The following is a 17,090-nucleotide window of genomic DNA, read 5'->3' as shown; positions in this document are numbered from 1 at the left end:
GAGAGTCCTGGTGTGTGCCTTTGATTGCCTAAACCATCTCCTTGGCTATATCGGGGAACAGTTGAGGTAAGACTCGTTTTAGGTTGGCGTGGGAACTGTCCCTCCAGTGATTATCATTACCCTCAGCTTTCTTGGTTGAATAAATTGTTTTAATTTTTTCGTACATTTTTCGGTAAATTTCACCAATTTTTACCTGATCTTCGGCGATAGCTAAACGGCTGAAGAATTCACACTGCATCATTATTTCTTCTAAAATCTGAAATTGAGCAGGATGGTTAGCTAGGTGCTCGTTAGCATTATTAAGCCAGAGGTCGGAAATATTCATAATAGAATTAGTATCTAAGCCGACAATAATCCTGGGCACATTAATTAATTCACCTCTGATTCCCGCTTGGTCAGAAATATAATATTTTATTTTAGTTAGTTCGCCTTTAATTATTTCATTGGATATTTCTATTAATTTTTCTCCAACGTGGCTACTAAAAGTTGCGTCAATGGCTAGGGCTAATTGAGAAGTGTTATTAGGATTAGTTAGTTCCATAATACAGTCAGTCCCATGGGTTAAGTCGTCGTAGTCTGTTGTTCTGGTTAGGGTTGCTTCACTACCAAACCAATTACTTTGTTCTCCGTGATATAAAATAATAGCTTCTAAGACTTCGGCTAGCTTTCTTAGTTCTTTTTCTTGGTCAGTCATATGGATTTCAAATCCTTTTTTACGTCTTTCCACTTCTTTTTGGTCAGCCAGTATTACCTCTGAGCTATAAAGATCAGAGAAACTATCCATTCGTATTTGGTAGCTTTGGAGTTTTTCTTGGGCCAAGGGATAGATATCTTCAATAGAGAAGGGTAGGACTTCAGAAGCAGACTCAAGATTTGGTTTTTTCATAATGTTTAGTATAGCAATAGGTTTTTAGATCACAAATTAAAAAGAAAAGCCCCGGCGCGTGCGCGCGCCGGGGCTCTTGTGTCAGGCGTAGGTCAGACTCTTGGGCAGTCTGACTTCTGGTCTAGACCCCACCCAAGGAAAACCCTCGTCGTCGATGACGACGATCTCATCTACCCCGTCTACTTCGTAACAGATGGACCGTGGCCCACTGGTCAAAGTGGGTCTGAGGGTTAGACCTAGCTCGCCCAGATTTTTCTGGAGTTCTGTCATTGGTGAACCCTCCTTCTGTTTATAATCTTAACACGTTTGGATGATCGTGTCAAATAAGATTTTTATGGTTTTAATTCAGGTTTACTTTTTCAACCCTTATTTTCTGTCCAAAGAATTTACTACCCAGGGTCTGAAATTTGGCGGTGGTATCAGTTGAGTAAAAGCTCAATTTTGATTTTTTAGTTAGAGTGGTTTCTATTTCCGGATGTTTTACAAGATATATTTTTAATTTCTTAGCTACCTCTTTACCTTCAGAAATAACTTTAACTTTGTCACCAAAGATTTTTTTAATTTGCTCTTCTACTAGACCATAGTGGGTGCAGCCCAGGATGACGGTATCAATCTTTTTTTGTTTTAGAGGTTTTATATATTGTTCCAGAATAATCTTAGTGGCTGGATTATTTTTTTCACCGGCTTCGATTAAGGGGACTAACAGAGGACAGCTTTGTTGAAAAACTTTAATGGTTGAGTCTAGTTTTTTTATTTCCCTAACAAAAGAACCAGAAGTTACAGTACCTTCAGTGGCCATAACTCCAATCTTTTTATTTTTTGTTTTAGCTACAGCAGCTTCAGCTCCTGGAATTAAGACACCTAATACTTTTTTTGAAGGGTAATATTGTGGCAGGTATTCTTGCTGAATTTTTCGTAGAGCATCACTGGAGGCGGTATTGCAAGCCAAGATGATTAACTGGCAATTATTTTTAAATAAAAAATCGACAGCCTGCCTGGTGAATTCGTAGATTATTTCTGGTGATCGATTACCGTAAGGCGTCCTAGCATTGTCACCAAGATAAATATAATCATAGTTTGGCAATTCCTTAGTGATTGCTTTGAGAATACTTAATCCACCAAAGCCGGAGTCAAAAATACCAATTGGTCCTAGCTCTTTTTTTATCATAATTCTCACTATACTATAGGAATATGCTACAATGCCAAAATATGGATTATAAGGAGTATTTTAAGGGTAAAAAGGTGACTGTAATGGGACTAGGACTCTTGGGTCGTGGTCTTGGGGTAATTAAGTTTTTGGCTGACTGTGGGGCAGATTTGATTGTGACGGATTTGAAAACCAAAGAAGAACTAGTCTCATCCCTCAAACAACTAAGTCGGTATGAAAACATAAAATATATTTTAGGGGAGCATAGGCTTGAAGATTTTCGTAATCGAGATTTGATTATTCGCGCTCCTAATGCGCCACTTGACTCAATCTATCTTGCCGAGGCTCATAAAAATGGGGTACCAGTGGAAATGGATGCATCACTATTTTGTAAACTAACTCCAACTGGCCTGGTCACTATTGGTATTACCGGGACACGAGGTAAAAGTACCGTCACCCAGTTATTGGCCGAAATTTTAAAGACGGCCGGGCTCACTGTCCATATGGGGGGTAATATTAAAGGTGTAGCGACCTTGCCTCTACTTAAAAAAGTTAAAGCTAATCATGTGGTAGTAATGGAACTTGATTCTTGGCAGTGCCAAGGTTTTGGTGAGTCTAAAATTAGTCCCAACATCGCTGTTTTTACCACCTTCATGAATGACCATATGAATTACTATCAAGGTGATATGGATCGTTATTTTGCCGATAAGGCTAATATTTATCGTTTCCAGAAAGAGGATGATATTTTAATTTTAGGCAGTCAGGTGGCTAGTTTGGTTAAAAAAAATGACGGTCAAAAATTAAAACAACAGATTATTACTCCCAAAATATCTTCAGTGGCTAGTTGGAAATTGAAAATGCCGGGCGAGCATAATCTTTACAATGTCTTGTTGGCTATGACAGCGGCTCAAGCTCTGGGTGTTAAAGATTCTGTTATTAAAAAAGTAGCCCAAAATTTCCCAGGATTACCTTATCGTTTGGAGTTGGTTGGGGAAGCGGGAGGAGTTAAATATATTAATGATACCAATGCGACTAGTCCTGATGGATTGTATGCGGCCCTGGAGGCATTTGAAAAATACAAAGGTAAAATTATTTTACTGGCCGGTGGTACAGATGCTGGTTTGGATTTAGATAATTACTACAAAAAAGTCAGTAAATACGTTAAGGGTTTAATTTTATTCAAGGGAACAGCGACTGATAAGATCTTAACCCAATTGCCACAGCGGCAAAACTTTTCTACAGTTGTGGCTAGTTCAATGAAAGAGGCTTTTATTCAGGTTGAGGAGTTGGTTAAAAAGGGTGATTTAGTTTTGTTGTCACCTGGAGCAAAAAGTTTTGGTGTCTTTAAAAACGAATATGACAGAGGTGATCAGTTTAATGTGGCTGTCAAAAAAATTAAATAAGATATGATTGATTTAGAAAAAATTAATAAAATCCACTGCATTGGGATTGGGGGAGTGGGGATTTCATCTCTGGCTCGGTTATTAGTACACCAAGGTAAAGAAGTGTCCGGCACTAATGATGGGCCCAGTCCAGACACTTTGGACGGCTTAAGACAATCAGGAGTGCAAATTTCTTTAGATCTAGATCCAGCTAATTTACCAGAAGCAGACTTATATATTTATAGTGATGCGTGGCTAACTAATAATCCGGAAGTTTTGGCGCAAGCCAAAACTTCCGGTAAGCCCTGCTTATCATATTTCGAGGCCCTTGGCTTAATAGCCTCAGGATATGATGTGATTGCTATTGCTGGAACTCACGGTAAAACCACCACCACTTCGATGGTGGCCGATGTCTTGGAAGATGCTGGTCTTGATCCCACGGTGGTGGTCGGTTCTATCCGAGCTAAAACCAAAAGTAATTTCCAAGCTGGTAATAGTAAATGGTTAGTAGTGGAGGCTGATGAATATCGCCGTCATTTTTTACAATTTACTCCGAAAGTTTTAGCCATTATTAATATTGATGCTGATCATCTTGATTATTATGAAGATCTGGCCGACATTCAATCAGCCTTTCGGGAGTTGGTGTTGAAAGTTCCAGTTGATGGTGTGGTGATTTGTAACCCAAGTGATCCTAATATTGGACCAGTAATTAAAGACGCAACTTGCCAAATTGTTGATTATACAAAATTTATTGACCCCAACCTTAAACTTAATGTGCCAGGCGAACACAATCGACTGGATGCTGGAGTGGTGTTAACGGTGGCCGATTGGTTGAAAATATCCATCACGCTTAGTCGAGGGGCTTTAGAAAAGTTTACTGGCACTTGGCGCCGATTTGAATATTTGGGTACAACTAAAGATGGAGTTTTGGTTTATGACGATTACGCTCATCATCCAAAAGAAATCCAAGCGACCTTAGCTGGTGCTCGAGAAAAATGGCCAGCTAAAAAAATTGTTGTCGTGTTCCAACCTCATTTATATTCTCGAACTAAATTATTACTTAATGACTTTGCTGGCAGCTTTACTCTGGCTGACGAGGTCATTATTTTACCAATTTATGCAGCGCGAGAGACGGCCGATCCGACAATTAGTCATCAAATATTAGTCGACGAGATAAGTAAGCATCAAGTCCAAGTTTTGGCTGTGGAGAGCTTTTCTGAGGCTAAAATTAGGCTAAAAACAACCCTCGAAAGTGGGGAAGTGGTTATCACAATGGGGGCTGGCAATGTTGTGGAAATAGCTAAAAGTATGTTATAATCCAACACATTATGCATAATATTATTTGGCGCAACCGAGCTAGCGCGATATTGGGTTTGATGATCATTGTGCTACCTTTCACTGGTTTTCCAAGTGTGATTAAGACTAGTTTATTTGTGATTTTGGGGGCAATTATAGCTTTATTTGGTTTTACTGGAACTAGACATCGAGAAGAATTTTTGAGAACTGTTTCTGAAGTGAGTGATAATAACGAGAGCAATCAATAAATTATTTAAACTTATGCCAAAATCATCCCACCTCGGTATTTATCTTGGTCTGGGATTATTTTGTTTATTGCTGGTGGGTTATTTTTTGTATGCTGGAGATTTTGTGACTGCTTCGGATTATACAGTTCCGATTTACGGCAGTTTAGGAGCCACTACTAGTTTAGAAAAAATAGAGACTAAAAAGAGAGTTCACTTAGCCACTCCAGAGCCGGTGAAAGCTATTTATATGACCAGTTGGGTGGCGAGCACTCCTTCTTTGAGAAACCGGGTGGTTAATTTAATTAAAGACACGGAAATCAATGCAGTCGTAATTGATGTTAAAGACGATACTGGTAAGGTGTCTTTTACGACTGATAATCAGATAATTACGAAAATTGGTTCAACGGAAAATAGAATTCGTGACCTGGCGACTATTATTGAAGACTTACATAAAGATGATATTTATGTGATTGCTCGGATTGCTACTTTTCAGGATCCTTATTTAGCTAAAGTTCGACCAGACTTAGCGGTGTTGAGATCAGGTGATGGCGCTGTCTGGAAAGATAGAAAGGGGTTGTCTTGGGTTGATCCAGGCGCTGAAGAGGTGTGGGAGTATGTGGCCGAAATTGCCAAAGAAGCTCACGAGCTTGGTTTCGATGAAATAAATTTTGATTATATTAGGTTTCCTTCTGATGGTGATTTACGGAATCTAACTTACCCTCATTCTAATTTGGCTTCTACGACCAGATCGGCGGTGATCAAAAATTTCTTTAGTTATATTGATAAGACTCTTGAGCCACTTGGGGTGCCGTTGTCAGCTGACTTGTTTGGTATGACCACCACCACTTTTGATGATATGAATATTGGTCAGATTTTTGAAAACGCCTTACCTTATTTTGATTACGTCTCACCGATGATTTACCCATCACATTATCCGCCTCATTTTAATGGTTATGCTGATCCAAACGAAGCACCTTATGAAATAATTAAATATGTGATGGATTCAGCTGTTAAGCGGGCGATTGCGGCTAGTTCTAGTCCAGACAAAATTAGGCCCTGGTTACAAGATTTTGATTATCCGGTTACTTACACGGTCGCTGATGTTAAAGCGCAAAAACAGGCTGTTTATGATGCTGGGTTAACTAGTTGGCTGATGTGGGATCCATCTAATACTTATACTCGCGAGGCTTATGACTCGGCAGTGTTAACAAAACCAGTTAGTAATTAATCAATTACTATTTTTAACTTAGTAAACCTGCGCTATACTAGAACTAATTATGTCTTCCAATCCTCATATTAACTATTTTGCTCAGACTGATTTTCGCGGTAAAAAAATTCCTTTCGGAATTAAGTCTGAAGACAGAGCTCGTCATATGTATATTATCGGTAAAACCGGTATGGGTAAGTCGACCTTGTTGGAAAACCTGGCTATTCAAGATATTAAAAACGGTGAAGGTTTAGCCTTTATTGATCCGCACGGTAAGTCAGCCGAATTATTGTTGGATTATATTCCACTAGAACGAAAGAAGGATGTTATTTATTTTGCACCTTTTGATTTAGATAACCCGATTGCTTTTAATATTATGGAGGATGTTGGCAAGGATCAGCGCCACTTGGTGGCTAATGGTCTGATGGCTACTTTTAAAACTATTTGGGCTGATGTGTGGTCAGCTCGAATGGAATATATCCTGAACAATACTATTTTGGCCTTATTAGAATACCCAGGCTCAACTTTATTGGGTGTTAACCGAATGTTTTCTGACAAAGAGTATCGTCAGAAGGTGGTGGACAATATTCAAGATCCATCAGTTAAATCTTTTTGGGTAGACGAGTTTGCTAATTATACCGAGCGATTTGCTCAAGAAGCCACCCCAGCGATTCAAAACAAAGTTGGTCAATTTTCTTCTAATCCGTTGATTAGAAATATTATTGGTCAACCGAAATCAACTATCGACTTTCGTAAAGCGATGGACGAGAAAAAGATTTTTATTATTAACTTGTCCAAGGGTTTGGTGGGTGAAGATAATGCGCGACTGTTGGGTGGGATGTTGGTATCCAAACTTTATTTGGCGGCGATGTCTAGAGCTAATGTTCATGAGTTGGAATTACGTAAGTTGCCCTCTTTCTATTTATATGTTGATGAGTTTCAATCTTTTGCTAATGAATCTTTTGCCGATATTTTGTCAGAGGCTCGTAAGTATAAACTAGCTCTGACAATTGCTCACCAGTATGTGGAACAAATGCCGGAAGAAGTCCAAAGTGCGGTATTTGGTAACGTGGGTACCACTATTTGTTTTCGAGTTGGTCCACTAGACGCCGAGACGTTTGAAAAGATATTTTTTCCGACTTTTACTAAAGAAGATTTGGTGAACATGGGGCGATTTCAGATGTATTTAACTTTAATGATTGATGGAGTTGGGTCTCAGCCGTTTTCGGCGATGGCTTTACCACCTATTCCAGCTTTACTTAATTCTAATAAACAAGAGTTGATTGATTGGTCAAGACAAAATTACTCTAAACCACGAGCGGAAGTGGAAGCTCGGATTATTACTTGGATTGAAGAAGCGAGGGTAGCTGCTAGTCAGGCACCTAAAACCAATAACAATAGTTATGGTAATCAAAAAAAGGTTGGTGGCGGACGATCTGATGACCGACCGAAAGCTGTCACTGGGTCTACTAATAAACCAACAGCTCCTCTCAAACAAGAACCAAAACCAACCCCTAAAGAGGTGACTTACGAAGGGGTACCGGTTTTTAAATCCCAACCAGAGACAGTTAAAGAAGTTCCTGCAAAACATTTTTCTTTAGATCAACTTAAAAATAAAAAACGAGAAGACAAACCGAAAAGTACTGGTGCCAGTAAGGCGGAATTACGGTCAGCCCTTCAAGAATTGTTGGGAGATAATAAATCAGATATTAAAATAGAGGAGATAAAAAATGGTATAAAACCAACCCCAGAGAAGACTGAAACTGATCAGATAAAAAAGTCAGATCCGGTTAAACCATTAGTACCAGAAATTCCGGAAGATGTTTTACGGCAAATGTTGGCGGTTGATAGTCAGTAAATTATGGTTAGTCCTATCTCAAAACCAAGAGTCCTTATTTTTTCGACTGCTTATTTTCCATTTGTGGGTGGAGCAGAAATAGCGATCAAAGAAATTACTGATCGACTAATTGATTATGATTTTGACTTGATCACTGTTAATTTTGGTGCTGAATACCTACCAATTGAAACTGTTGGTCGAGTGACTGTTTATCGAGTAGGTAGAGGGACTTTAGGGAAATTTCTATTACCAATCTTCGGAGTAATAAAAGCCTATAAACTTAATCAAATAAGAAAATATAATTTTTTGTGGGCGATGATGGCCAGTCAGGCTGGCGTGACTACAGCTATTTATAATAAATTTTTCTTTCAAGGTCGATTACTTCTAACTTTACAGGAAGGGGACGAAGAAACTCATTTAGCTCGATATGTAGGTGGTGTTAGTTTTTTGTACCGCTTATTAATTAAACCTTGGTATTTATTTGTTTTAAAAAGTGCCACCCAAGTAACAGTTATTAGTCATTATCTTAAAAGCAGAGCAGTCACAACTGGAGTTAATGTGCCAATTACAGTCGTCCCTAATGGGGTTAATTTTGAAGTGTTTAAACCAGCGACCAATAAATTTATTTTAGATTATAAGTTGGTGGTGACAACTTCGCGGTTAGTTGAAAAAAATAATATTGATACCCTGATCAGGGCAATGGTTTATTTACCATCAGATGTTCATTTAGCTATTGTTGGCGATGGTCCAGATCGGGGGAAATTAACTAAAATCATAGACGAGTTGAGTTTATCTGATCGGGTAGAAATAATTGGTTATTTACCACAGGTAGATATGTTGACCTTTTTGCGGCAAGCTGATGTTTACGCTCGAGTTAGCCGTTCGGAAGGTTTAGGTAATTCTTTTTTAGAAGCGATGGCAGTCAAAGTACCAGTACTGGCTTCAGCGGTAGGTGGTATTGTAGATTTTCTTGATGACGGGCGGACTGGTTGGTTTGCAGACCCTAATAATTCTAAGGATATAGCAGAAAAAATAACATATATTCTTCAGTCTAGTAATAAAGAAGTGGTTCAAGAGGTGGTTGAAAAAGCTTTTATTAAAGTTCATCAAGATTACACTTGGGAGTCGGTCGTCTTGCGCCTGAAGCCGATATTTGATTTGCTTACTACCAATGATAGTAAATAAGTCTCAAGGCCAGTTGATTTTAATAGCGACGGGTATATATCCGCCGGCAATTGGTGGCCCAGCTCAGTATGCCGTTAACGTGGAGAGAGAGTGGCGGCTAAAAGGTTTTAAAGTGGTGGTTAAAACTTTTACGTTTGAATATTTTTTGCCGACCGGGATTCGTCATCTGTTTTATTTGGGTAAAATTTTACCAACTATTTGGCGGGCTGATTTTATTTTTATCCTTGATACTTGGAGTGTGGCTTTGCCGGTAGCGACTGCTTGTTTGTTGTTGCGGAAAAAATTTGTAGTTAGGACTGGGGGAGATTTTTTATGGGAAAGTTATGTAGAGAGAACTAAAAAACCGGTTTTATTGCGAGATTTTTATAAAACAGAAATGCAGAACTTAAGTTTCAAAGAAAGAATTATTTTCAAAACGACCAGGTTTGTTTTATCTCAAGCAAAAACTATAATCTTTTCCACTAAATGGCAGCAGTCTATCTGGTTAGAACCATATTGTTTATCCTCCCAGTCTATGGTCATTGTTAGTAATTATTTGGGTACTCAAGATCAAAAAAAGACCGACTCACCTGAGGTGCACAGTGATTTTATACTAGTGTCATCTAGTCGGGGTTTGGTTTGGAAAAATAAAGGAATTTTGGAAAAAGCTTTAGCTATAGCTCAAAAAAGTAATCCTAAATTACGTTTATTTGATGACAATGTTTCGTATCAGGATTTTATGAAAGTGATCGAGAAATCTCAAGCTATTATTTTAGTATCCCTTGGTGATATTAGTCCTAATATGATTTTAGATGGTTTGCGTTTTGGTAAGCCTTTTGTCTGTACGAAGGAGTGTGGTCTGTATGAAAATCTAAAAGATCTTGGTCTATGGGTCGACCCTTTAGATAGTTTAGCTATCGCTGAGGCAATGGTTGAAATAAGTAAACCGGAAGTTTATCGTTCACTGGTCGATAAAATAAATAGTTCTGAATACAGACACAGTTGGGTTGAAATTGCTGATGAGATCATGCTTATAATGACAAAAAAATGAAACTAATTATCTTTTCCAAAGATACTAAAATATTTGACAAGTCTAGTTCAGTCCAAAAAAGGATGCTGGACCTGGCTGGTGCCTTTGAACAAGTTCATATAATAGTTTTATCATCTGGCCGTCAAAAATATTTACCAGAGCTTTTACCACCTAATTTGTTTTTATATAGCGGTCAAGCAAGTTTTTATTTTTTTGGATATGCAACAGCTTTGTCGATAGGTTTGCAAATAGTAAAAAAAATAGGAAAAACCGGAGTTGTTATCACAGCTCAAGATCCGTTTGAGGTTGGCTGTATTGCTTATTTAGTTTCTAAAATAAGTAGGGTCAAACTACAACTACAAGTTCATACTGACTTGGGTAATTTTTATTTTAGAAAAGATCTGTTTAAAAACAGAATTCGTTTATTGATTGCTGGTTACTTATTACCAAGAGCGGACAAGGTCAGGGTTGTTTCAAGTAAAATAAAAGATTTTTTAATTTCTAGTTTCGGAGTTGAAGAAAAAAATATAACCATTCTGCCGGTCTGGATGGATTTTGGGGAATATAGATCAGCTCCAGTTAAAATTGATTTAAGAAAATTGTATCCTCAGTTTGATGAAATTATTTTAATTTCATCTCGCCTGACTAGAGAAAAAAATATCAGTCTTGCTTTGTTGTCTTTTAAAAAGATATCAGAGCAAAGGCCAATGGCTGGTTTAATTATTGTTGGTGATGGTCCGGAGAGGTTAAATTTAGAAAATCAGGTCAAAGCTTTAGGCCTTGAAGGCAGGGTGGTTTTTAGGGGTTGGTCAGATGATCTGACTTCTTGTTATAAAACAGCTGATTTATTTGTAAATACTTCCTGGTATGAGGGTTTTGGGCGGACCCTGCTAGAAGCATTGGTTTGTGGTTGTCCAGTAGTTTCAACTGACGTTGGTATAGCCAAAGAAGCCGGTGTAACAATTGCTGATTTTACCCCTGACGATTTTGCTGGTAAGATGATCGCTGTATTAAGTAAACCTGGCCCAGTATTGTTTCCGGCCAAATTTAATCTAACTAAGGAAGAGTATATTAAAATTTTTAAGACCAGTTTAGAGTGAAAAATTCTACAGCCCAAATATACGAATATCACCATTCTACAGCTCGAGCTGAAGATTTTAGTATCCTAAAAGAAGCTAGGGGGAAATTATTTAAATTCTTAGTGGGTCAAAATAAAATGGTTTTAGATATTGGTTGTCGTGATGGCGCTCTAACTAGTTTTTTTGTTGAAGGAAACAAAGTTTTAGGGGTTGATGTCGATTCCATTAGTCTATTAAGGGCTAAAGAGAGGCTTAATATAGAAACGACCATTTTGGACCTTCATGGTAACTGGGCTGAGATATCAGGGCGGTCGTTTGACTGTGTAGTAGCTGGAGAGGTTCTAGAGCACGTTTATTACCCGGAAGAGGTAATTAAGAAAGTCAGGGGTCATTTAAATAGTGGTGGTGTTTTTATTGGCTCTGTACCTAATCCTTTTAATTTTAAAAATAGACTACGGTATTTATTGGGATCAAAAAAAGGAACACCGCTTTCAGACCCTACCCACATCAACCATTTCCATATTAACGAACTAAGGTCTGTTCTGGGGAAGTATTTTTCTAAAGTCGAAATAATTGGATTGGGTAGATGGGTCAAACTAGCTCGTTGGTTTCCGGGCTGGTGTAGTTTTGATCTAGTTTTTGTTGCTCGAGACTAATTTAGGTATGAAGCTGCTAATTATTACTCAGAAGGTTGATTTAGCTGATCCGATATTAGGTTTTTTTCATGGTTGGATATTGGCATTTTCGCAGAAATTTAATTCAATTACAGTTATTTGTTTAGGAAAGGGTGAGTATAACTTACCTGGCAACGTTAAGGTTTTATCTTTAGGTAAAGAGATAAAAAAATCCAAGGCAGTGTATTTATGGCGTTACTTCTTTTTTCTTTTGAAAGAAAGAAAGAAATATGACGCCGTACTGGTTCATATGAATCAGGAGTATGTTATTTTGGCTGGCTGGTTGTGGTGGTTTTTGGGTAAAAAAGTTTTTATGTGGAGAAATCATCATTCAGGCTCATGGCTTACTGATTTAAGTGTCCTTTTTTGTGATAAGGTTTTTTGTACTTCAAAATATTCCTACACTGCCAAATATCGAAAAACAGTTTTAATGCCGGTGGGTATAGATCTTGATTTATTTAAAGAAAATCTAGTTGGCGAGAAAATTCCAAAGTCCATTCTTTTTGTAGGTAGAATTTCTCCAGTTAAAAAAATTCACGTTTTGATTGAAGCCCTAAAATATTTAAAAAATGAAAATATAGACTTTTCAGCTAGTGTCTATGGTGACCCTTTGGAGTCGGATCAGGGCTACTACCAAGAACTACAAGAAAAAGTTGTTCAAGGTGGCCTCGACAGACAAATTAAGTTTTATTCAGGTGTACCAAATAGTTCAACTGCCAATATTTATAATAGTCATAAAATATTTGTTAATCTAAGTTCAAGTGGTATGTATGATAAAACTATTTTTGAATCGATCGCCTGTGGGTGTTTACCAGTTGTTTGTAATAAAAATCTAGTAGGACAAATAAATAATGACTTTATTTTTATTGAAGATGATCATCGAGACTTAGCTAGTAAGTTAAAAACGATGTTGAAATTTGCACCTACTGAGAGAGACAGATCCTGTTTACATGATGTTGTTATTAATCATTCCTTGACTAGTTTAAGTTCTAAAATATTTAATGAAATTAGATAGGTTTATAAAATTTATATCAAATAGACTTAAGATATGGCAGCTTGAGTTAACTTTTATCAGTAAATTGAGATTATTTTTCTGGTCTTTTTTGTGCCCTTTTTTTAAAAAAATAAAAATACCAATACCAACCATACACATAAAATTTAAAAATAAATCCCTTTTTATTTTTGATTGGACGGATATGGGTACTTTTTTTGAGATTTTTATTTTTGAAGAGTATTTTGTCGAAGTTGATCAAGCTCTGGTTAAGAGGGTTTTAGATTTGGGGTCAAACCGTGGTTATTCTTCAATATATTTAGCAAATAAATTTCCTGGAGCTCAGGTCATTTCAGTTGAGGCTGATCCAGGTAATATAGAAAAACTTAAAATAAACCTAAGTGATTTCGGGGATAACGGTATCGTAATAGAACCTAAGGCGATTTCAGATCATGGAGGGGTAGTTGATTTTTATTTAAACTTTGGAGTTAGTATTTCAGGATCTACATTGATTAGAGATGCTAAGGCAAAAAAAGTTTCCGTTCCAGCTATGACCTTGGTAGATTTAGAAAAGAAATACGGATCATTTGATGTGGTTAAGTTTGATATTGAAGGAACAGAAACCACAGCTATTAAGCCTGAATCTTTAGGATATAAACCTATGATTTGGATAGGTGAGTATCACGAAGATTTAACTGCGGTACCGTTAGATGTTTTTTTGCAACGGTTCGAAGGTTACCGATTATCAAGTGTTAGAAAAATTGCTAAATTTCGGAGTTTAATTATTTTGGAATTAATCAAATAGGTTTGTAATCATCCTTTCTTTTTGGTAGGGTTGTGACATGAAAGTAGGTTTAATTCTGCACCCTTATGGTGAAAAAATGGCCGCCGGCTTAGGGCGGTCTATTTTTTCTTTAGCTAAGTCTATAGTTGAAGGTGGGCCAGAGACCCAATTTACTATTTTCTTAAAGGATACAAAGATGGTTGAGCCTTTTTCTGAAACAAAAAATTGGATACCTGTTACCTTGCCTGGGCATCTATTCTGGTTGGATTTTGGCCTGTTCCGTAAAAATGACCTTGATGTTTACGTCTTTTTCACACCAGTGATGCCGTTGTTTGTTAAGTTGAAGAAGACTGTTTTAGTTGTTCACGATCTGGGGTATTTAAACTTACCCGCTAATGGAATTAGGCAGTACCTCAGTAGAATGGCGGTTAAACTTGTTCACCGGCACTCTCTAATGAGGGTGGATAAAATAATTGCTGTATCTGACTACACGAAAAGCGAGATTGAGAAGTTTTATCCCGAAGTGGTTGATAAAGTAGTAGTCATTCTAAATGGTTTCAATAAAATTAATGCAAACAATTTAGAAGCTGTAAAGCAGTTGCCAGACCATGATTTTTTCTTATTTGTAGGGGTTTTGAAAGACCGTAAAAATCCTATGGGTGTAGTAAAAGCTTTTGACTTGTTTAAGGAACGTACCCACTCGCATAATATATTAGTTTTTGCTGGTAAAAATGATAATAGTGAGGTGTCAAAGCTTATTAACGAAAGTAAGTACAAGAATGATATTTTTTGTTTGGGTTATGTTAGTGAAAAACAATTGGCTTATTTATACAAAAAGGCCCTAGCCCTAGTTTTCCCTAGTTTGTTGGAAGGTTTTGGTATGCCTATTTTAGAATCAATGGATGTTGGGACACCGGTTATTACTTCTGATAGGGGGGCTATGAAAGAGGTGGCTGGAGTGGCGGCTTACTTAGTAAATCCTGACTCGGTTGAAGATATTTGTTTAGCTATGGAAAAAATTTCCTCAGATGAAAACCTCAGATCAAATTTAACAGAGTTAGGATTAGAGAGATCTAAAAACTTTTCTTGGGAAAAGGCTGCTAAGGGATATCTAAAAATTATTTATGAAAAAAATAATTAATAGTCTATATTTTCGTTTTATAATAGCAGGATCATTAGGGGCAGGAGTTAACCTGTTTATTTTCCATTTATTATTTTCGGTTTTAATGTTTCATTATTTGTTTGCTTCAATGGTGGCGGTTGGGGTGTCTTTGATGGTTAGTTTTTTATTGCAGAAGTTTTTTACCTTTAAAAACAAAGAGATAAATAATTTAAGTTCACAAGTTGGGGGTTATTTATCAGTTGCTGGGTTTAATTTGGCAGCTAACGTAGCTATTGTTTTTTTTCTGGTAGAGTGGTTAAATACGTTTGAGTTGTTGGCTCAGGGTCTGGCAGCTGCCATTCTGGCTGTATCGTCCTTCATATTTTATCGGTTTTTTATTTTTGGCAATACTTCTATGAAAAAATATAATTTAATTAATCAGGCTGCGTTTTTGGTTTTGGCGGCGGTGATTGCGATTTTTTTGGTTTTTAGTGTGAACGGTGTTTATGATCTCCGGATAGATAGTGAAATATATCTGGGTCAGATTGATTCATTTTCAAAAAATCAACTTTTTGAAAGCAGTTCAGGGGTGTTATTGCGGCTGGCTAAACCGGTCTATGGTTTCGTTGGGGCAATTTTCTCAACAATCATGTTACCCCAGCAGTCTCTACTGCTCATCAATATCTGCTTCTTCTTTATTTTAATTGCTAGCTTTTTTTGGCTCCTACTCTTACTCGGTTTTAATCAGCGCTTTTCATTGATTGGTTGTATTTGGTTGATTTTCAGTTATCCGTTATTAAAATATGGACTAGCTTTAGGAACAGACATATCAGGCTGGGCTTTGGCTGCTATGTCAGTTGCTTTAATCTTGTCTGCTATAAAATCTGCTAAGGATTATAGGTTTCTAGTTGCTTCATTGGTTGGAACAGTAGGTCTTTTGTCTAAAGAAACAGGAGTTATGGGTTTGTTGTTTGGTGTGGTGATCATCGTCTTTTACTTTAAGAAACAAGGATTACGTCAAACCTTGAAACGACTCTCTTTGTTGCTAGTTCCGGCTGGCCTGATTACCGGGTCTTATTTTATGATTCTAGCCGGACGAGCTCCTCTATTTTTAGATTGGTTTAAACAAAATCAGTCTGTTTATCAAAATGATTACCACACTTTTGTTAATTTTGTTTTAGTGGAGAGCTCATCTTTTAACATTCTATGGTTGTTGGTTGTAGTTTCTTTAGTATTTGCCTTTAAATTTTGGAAGAAGGGAATTTATTATCCCATCATGTTTTGGCAATACATGCTAATTTTAAGTGTTGTTACCTTGCCTGTTTTATTGTGGCCGATATTTATTTCGCGGATTATCTTTATTCAGTTTTTATGGGTGATACCGGTGGCTTTATTGGGTTTGTCCGAGATTGAAAAAATAGCCATTCGAAATAATAGACAGGAATTATTCTGGATCATCGCGGCCCTGCCTGTTTTATGCAGTGTTATTTTATTTGTGATCAGTCAAGGTGGGTCTCTCTACGATATTTTTCTCTAGATATTTTTGCTGGAAAAATAGTTTAAGTATCTTGAATATGGTAATTAAACCATCTCGGTAGCGGATCTTCTTCCCTTCGGCGACGCTTCTTGGGTTGTAAGAAATACTGCCTTCTAAGATTTGGTATTCGTGCCTAAGGGCTTTTTGGATAAACGTTATTTCAGATTCAAATTTTCCTTCGTCAAAAAAGATGAATGCAGATCGGGGAAATAATTTATAGCAAGTCCAGACGTCAGTTAAGTTTTGGTTATATAATAAGTTTATTAAATAAGTGATAGTTTTAACACCTAGGCGGGGGATTAATTTACCCCTAGTGGTTTCTGTTGATAAGTTTCGTGAACCAAAAACAATAGTCTTTTTGTCCTTAACTTTTGTAATTAAGTTAACAATATCTTTTGGATCATATTCTAAATCAGCATCCTGAATAATAACAAAATCACCAGTAGCTAAAGTTAGGCCAGACTTTATGGCAGATCCTTTGCCTTGATTTTTGGGTAGGTTATAGATGATTAAAAAGGGGTATCTTTCTTTAAAATTTTGTAAAATTTGTGAAGTTTCGTCAGTTGAGCCGTCATTAACTATAATTATTTCTGTTAGCCAGTTTTCTAGAGATAAACTAACCACCTTGTTCAGTAATTCAGGTAAAGTTTCTTGTTCGTTGTAACAAGGGATGATTATAGAAAGTTTCATTGTGGCCCTAATATATCACAAAAGCAGATAATCAGTCTAAGCTTGATTAGTGCCCCT

The 17,090-nt window shown here is 37.1% G+C and carries 16 protein-coding genes; 13 read left to right on the top strand and 3 right to left on the bottom strand.

Translation table 11 applies throughout. From position 1 onward, the window contains the following. Positions 1-28 precede the first annotated feature (28 nt). Positions 29-886, bottom strand: coding sequence for a hypothetical protein (locus tag K8Q91_03730; GenBank protein ID MCE9629077.1), 858 nt, complete (start codon positions 884-886; stop codon positions 29-31). 340 nt (positions 887-1,226) lie between these two features. Next, complete coding sequence (gene murI / locus K8Q91_03725; GenBank protein ID MCE9629076.1) at positions 1,227-2,051, bottom strand: glutamate racemase; 825 nt, start codon at positions 2,049-2,051, stop codon at positions 1,227-1,229. Positions 2,052-2,095: 44 nt separating this feature from the next. On the opposite strand from murI, the gene murD reads away from it, so the two are divergent. The 13 genes from murD to K8Q91_03660 are packed head-to-tail and all read left to right on the top strand — an operon-like array spanning position 2,096 to position 16,343. Further along, positions 2,096-3,436 (top strand): UDP-N-acetylmuramoyl-L-alanine--D-glutamate ligase, encoded by a 1,341-nt coding sequence (gene murD / locus K8Q91_03720; GenBank protein MCE9629075.1) that lies wholly within the window; start codon positions 2,096-2,098, stop codon positions 3,434-3,436. A 3-nt stretch (positions 3,437-3,439) separates the two neighbouring features. Then, positions 3,440-4,732 carry a UDP-N-acetylmuramate--L-alanine ligase gene (locus tag K8Q91_03715; protein ID MCE9629074.1) on the top strand — a complete coding sequence of 431 codons (1,293 nt, stop codon included), beginning with the start codon at positions 3,440-3,442 and terminating at the stop codon, positions 4,730-4,732. An 11-nt stretch (positions 4,733-4,743) separates the two neighbouring features. Then, positions 4,744-4,959, top strand: a complete 216-nt coding sequence (locus K8Q91_03710; GenBank protein MCE9629073.1) for a hypothetical protein — start codon at positions 4,744-4,746, stop codon at positions 4,957-4,959. Between the two features lie 13 nt (positions 4,960-4,972). Further along, on the top strand, positions 4,973-6,166 hold the full coding sequence (locus tag K8Q91_03705; GenBank protein MCE9629072.1) for a putative glycoside hydrolase: 1,194 nt from the start codon (positions 4,973-4,975) through the stop codon (positions 6,164-6,166). 49 nt (positions 6,167-6,215) lie between these two features. Then, positions 6,216-8,003, top strand: coding sequence for a type IV secretion system DNA-binding domain-containing protein (locus K8Q91_03700; GenBank protein ID MCE9629071.1), 1,788 nt, complete (start codon positions 6,216-6,218; stop codon positions 8,001-8,003). 3 nt (positions 8,004-8,006) lie between these two features. Then, positions 8,007-9,167: a glycosyltransferase family 4 protein gene (locus K8Q91_03695; GenBank protein ID MCE9629070.1), complete on the top strand. Its 1,161-nt coding sequence runs from the start codon at positions 8,007-8,009 to the stop codon at positions 9,165-9,167. Further along, entirely contained in the window at positions 9,154-10,197 is a 1,044-nt protein-coding gene (locus K8Q91_03690; GenBank protein ID MCE9629069.1) for a hypothetical protein, read from the top strand. Before K8Q91_03695 ends, K8Q91_03690 begins: the two co-directional genes overlap by 14 nt. Then, complete coding sequence (locus K8Q91_03685) at positions 10,194-11,276, top strand: glycosyltransferase (GenBank protein MCE9629068.1); 1,083 nt, start codon at positions 10,194-10,196, stop codon at positions 11,274-11,276. The genes K8Q91_03690 and K8Q91_03685 overlap by 4 nt, the downstream gene beginning before the upstream one ends. After that, a complete protein-coding gene (locus tag K8Q91_03680) occupies positions 11,273-11,911 on the top strand; it encodes a class I SAM-dependent methyltransferase (GenBank protein ID MCE9629067.1) in 639 nt (212 codons plus the stop codon). The genes K8Q91_03685 and K8Q91_03680 overlap by 4 nt, the downstream gene beginning before the upstream one ends. Before the next feature lie 7 nt (positions 11,912-11,918). Further along, on the top strand, positions 11,919-12,944 hold the full coding sequence (locus K8Q91_03675) for a glycosyltransferase family 4 protein (GenBank protein MCE9629066.1): 1,026 nt from the start codon (positions 11,919-11,921) through the stop codon (positions 12,942-12,944). Continuing rightward, positions 12,931-13,725, top strand: coding sequence for an FkbM family methyltransferase (locus tag K8Q91_03670; protein ID MCE9629065.1), 795 nt, complete (start codon positions 12,931-12,933; stop codon positions 13,723-13,725). The genes K8Q91_03675 and K8Q91_03670 overlap by 14 nt, the downstream gene beginning before the upstream one ends. A gap of 37 nt (positions 13,726-13,762) precedes the next feature. Beyond that, positions 13,763-14,845 (top strand): glycosyltransferase family 4 protein, encoded by a 1,083-nt coding sequence (locus K8Q91_03665; protein MCE9629064.1) that lies wholly within the window; start codon positions 13,763-13,765, stop codon positions 14,843-14,845. After that, positions 14,829-16,343 carry a GtrA family protein gene (locus K8Q91_03660; GenBank protein ID MCE9629063.1) on the top strand — a complete coding sequence of 505 codons (1,515 nt, stop codon included), beginning with the start codon at positions 14,829-14,831 and terminating at the stop codon, positions 16,341-16,343. The genes K8Q91_03665 and K8Q91_03660 overlap by 17 nt, the downstream gene beginning before the upstream one ends. Here K8Q91_03660 and K8Q91_03655 read toward each other — a convergent pair. Next, positions 16,296-17,033 carry a glycosyltransferase family 2 protein gene (locus tag K8Q91_03655; protein ID MCE9629062.1) on the bottom strand — a complete coding sequence of 246 codons (738 nt, stop codon included), beginning with the start codon at positions 17,031-17,033 and terminating at the stop codon, positions 16,296-16,298. The genes K8Q91_03660 and K8Q91_03655 overlap by 48 nt on opposite strands. Between the last annotated feature and the right edge of the window lie 57 nt (positions 17,034-17,090).

Source organism: Candidatus Vogelbacteria bacterium (genome assembly GCA_021414225.1).
Classification (GTDB): domain Bacteria; phylum Patescibacteriota; class Minisyncoccia; order Phycocordibacterales; family XYD1-FULL-46-19; genus JAIOOX01.
The sequence above is the reverse complement of the archived record's forward strand: the minus strand, read 5'-3'. Positions and strand labels throughout refer to the sequence as shown.

Coding starts and splice junctions, on each gene's coding strand:
- K8Q91_03690 (MCE9629069.1), top strand. CDS start 9,154: ATGATAGTAAATAAGTCTCAAGGCCAGTTGATTTTAATAGCGACGGGT.
- K8Q91_03655 (MCE9629062.1), bottom strand. CDS start 17,033: ATGAAACTTTCTATAATCATCCCTTGTTACAACGAACAAGAAACTTTA.
- K8Q91_03705 (MCE9629072.1), top strand. CDS start 4,973: ATGCCAAAATCATCCCACCTCGGTATTTATCTTGGTCTGGGATTATTT.
- K8Q91_03675 (MCE9629066.1), top strand. CDS start 11,919: ATGAAGCTGCTAATTATTACTCAGAAGGTTGATTTAGCTGATCCGATA.
- K8Q91_03695 (MCE9629070.1), top strand. CDS start 8,007: ATGGTTAGTCCTATCTCAAAACCAAGAGTCCTTATTTTTTCGACTGCT.
- K8Q91_03715 (MCE9629074.1), top strand. CDS start 3,440: ATGATTGATTTAGAAAAAATTAATAAAATCCACTGCATTGGGATTGGG.
- K8Q91_03700 (MCE9629071.1), top strand. CDS start 6,216: ATGTCTTCCAATCCTCATATTAACTATTTTGCTCAGACTGATTTTCGC.
- K8Q91_03710 (MCE9629073.1), top strand. CDS start 4,744: ATGCATAATATTATTTGGCGCAACCGAGCTAGCGCGATATTGGGTTTG.
- K8Q91_03685 (MCE9629068.1), top strand. CDS start 10,194: ATGAAACTAATTATCTTTTCCAAAGATACTAAAATATTTGACAAGTCT.
- K8Q91_03660 (MCE9629063.1), top strand. CDS start 14,829: ATGAAAAAAATAATTAATAGTCTATATTTTCGTTTTATAATAGCAGGA.
- K8Q91_03730 (MCE9629077.1), bottom strand. CDS start 886: ATGAAAAAACCAAATCTTGAGTCTGCTTCTGAAGTCCTACCCTTCTCT.
- K8Q91_03670 (MCE9629065.1), top strand. CDS start 12,931: ATGAAATTAGATAGGTTTATAAAATTTATATCAAATAGACTTAAGATA.
- murD (MCE9629075.1), top strand. CDS start 2,096: ATGGATTATAAGGAGTATTTTAAGGGTAAAAAGGTGACTGTAATGGGA.
- K8Q91_03665 (MCE9629064.1), top strand. CDS start 13,763: ATGAAAGTAGGTTTAATTCTGCACCCTTATGGTGAAAAAATGGCCGCC.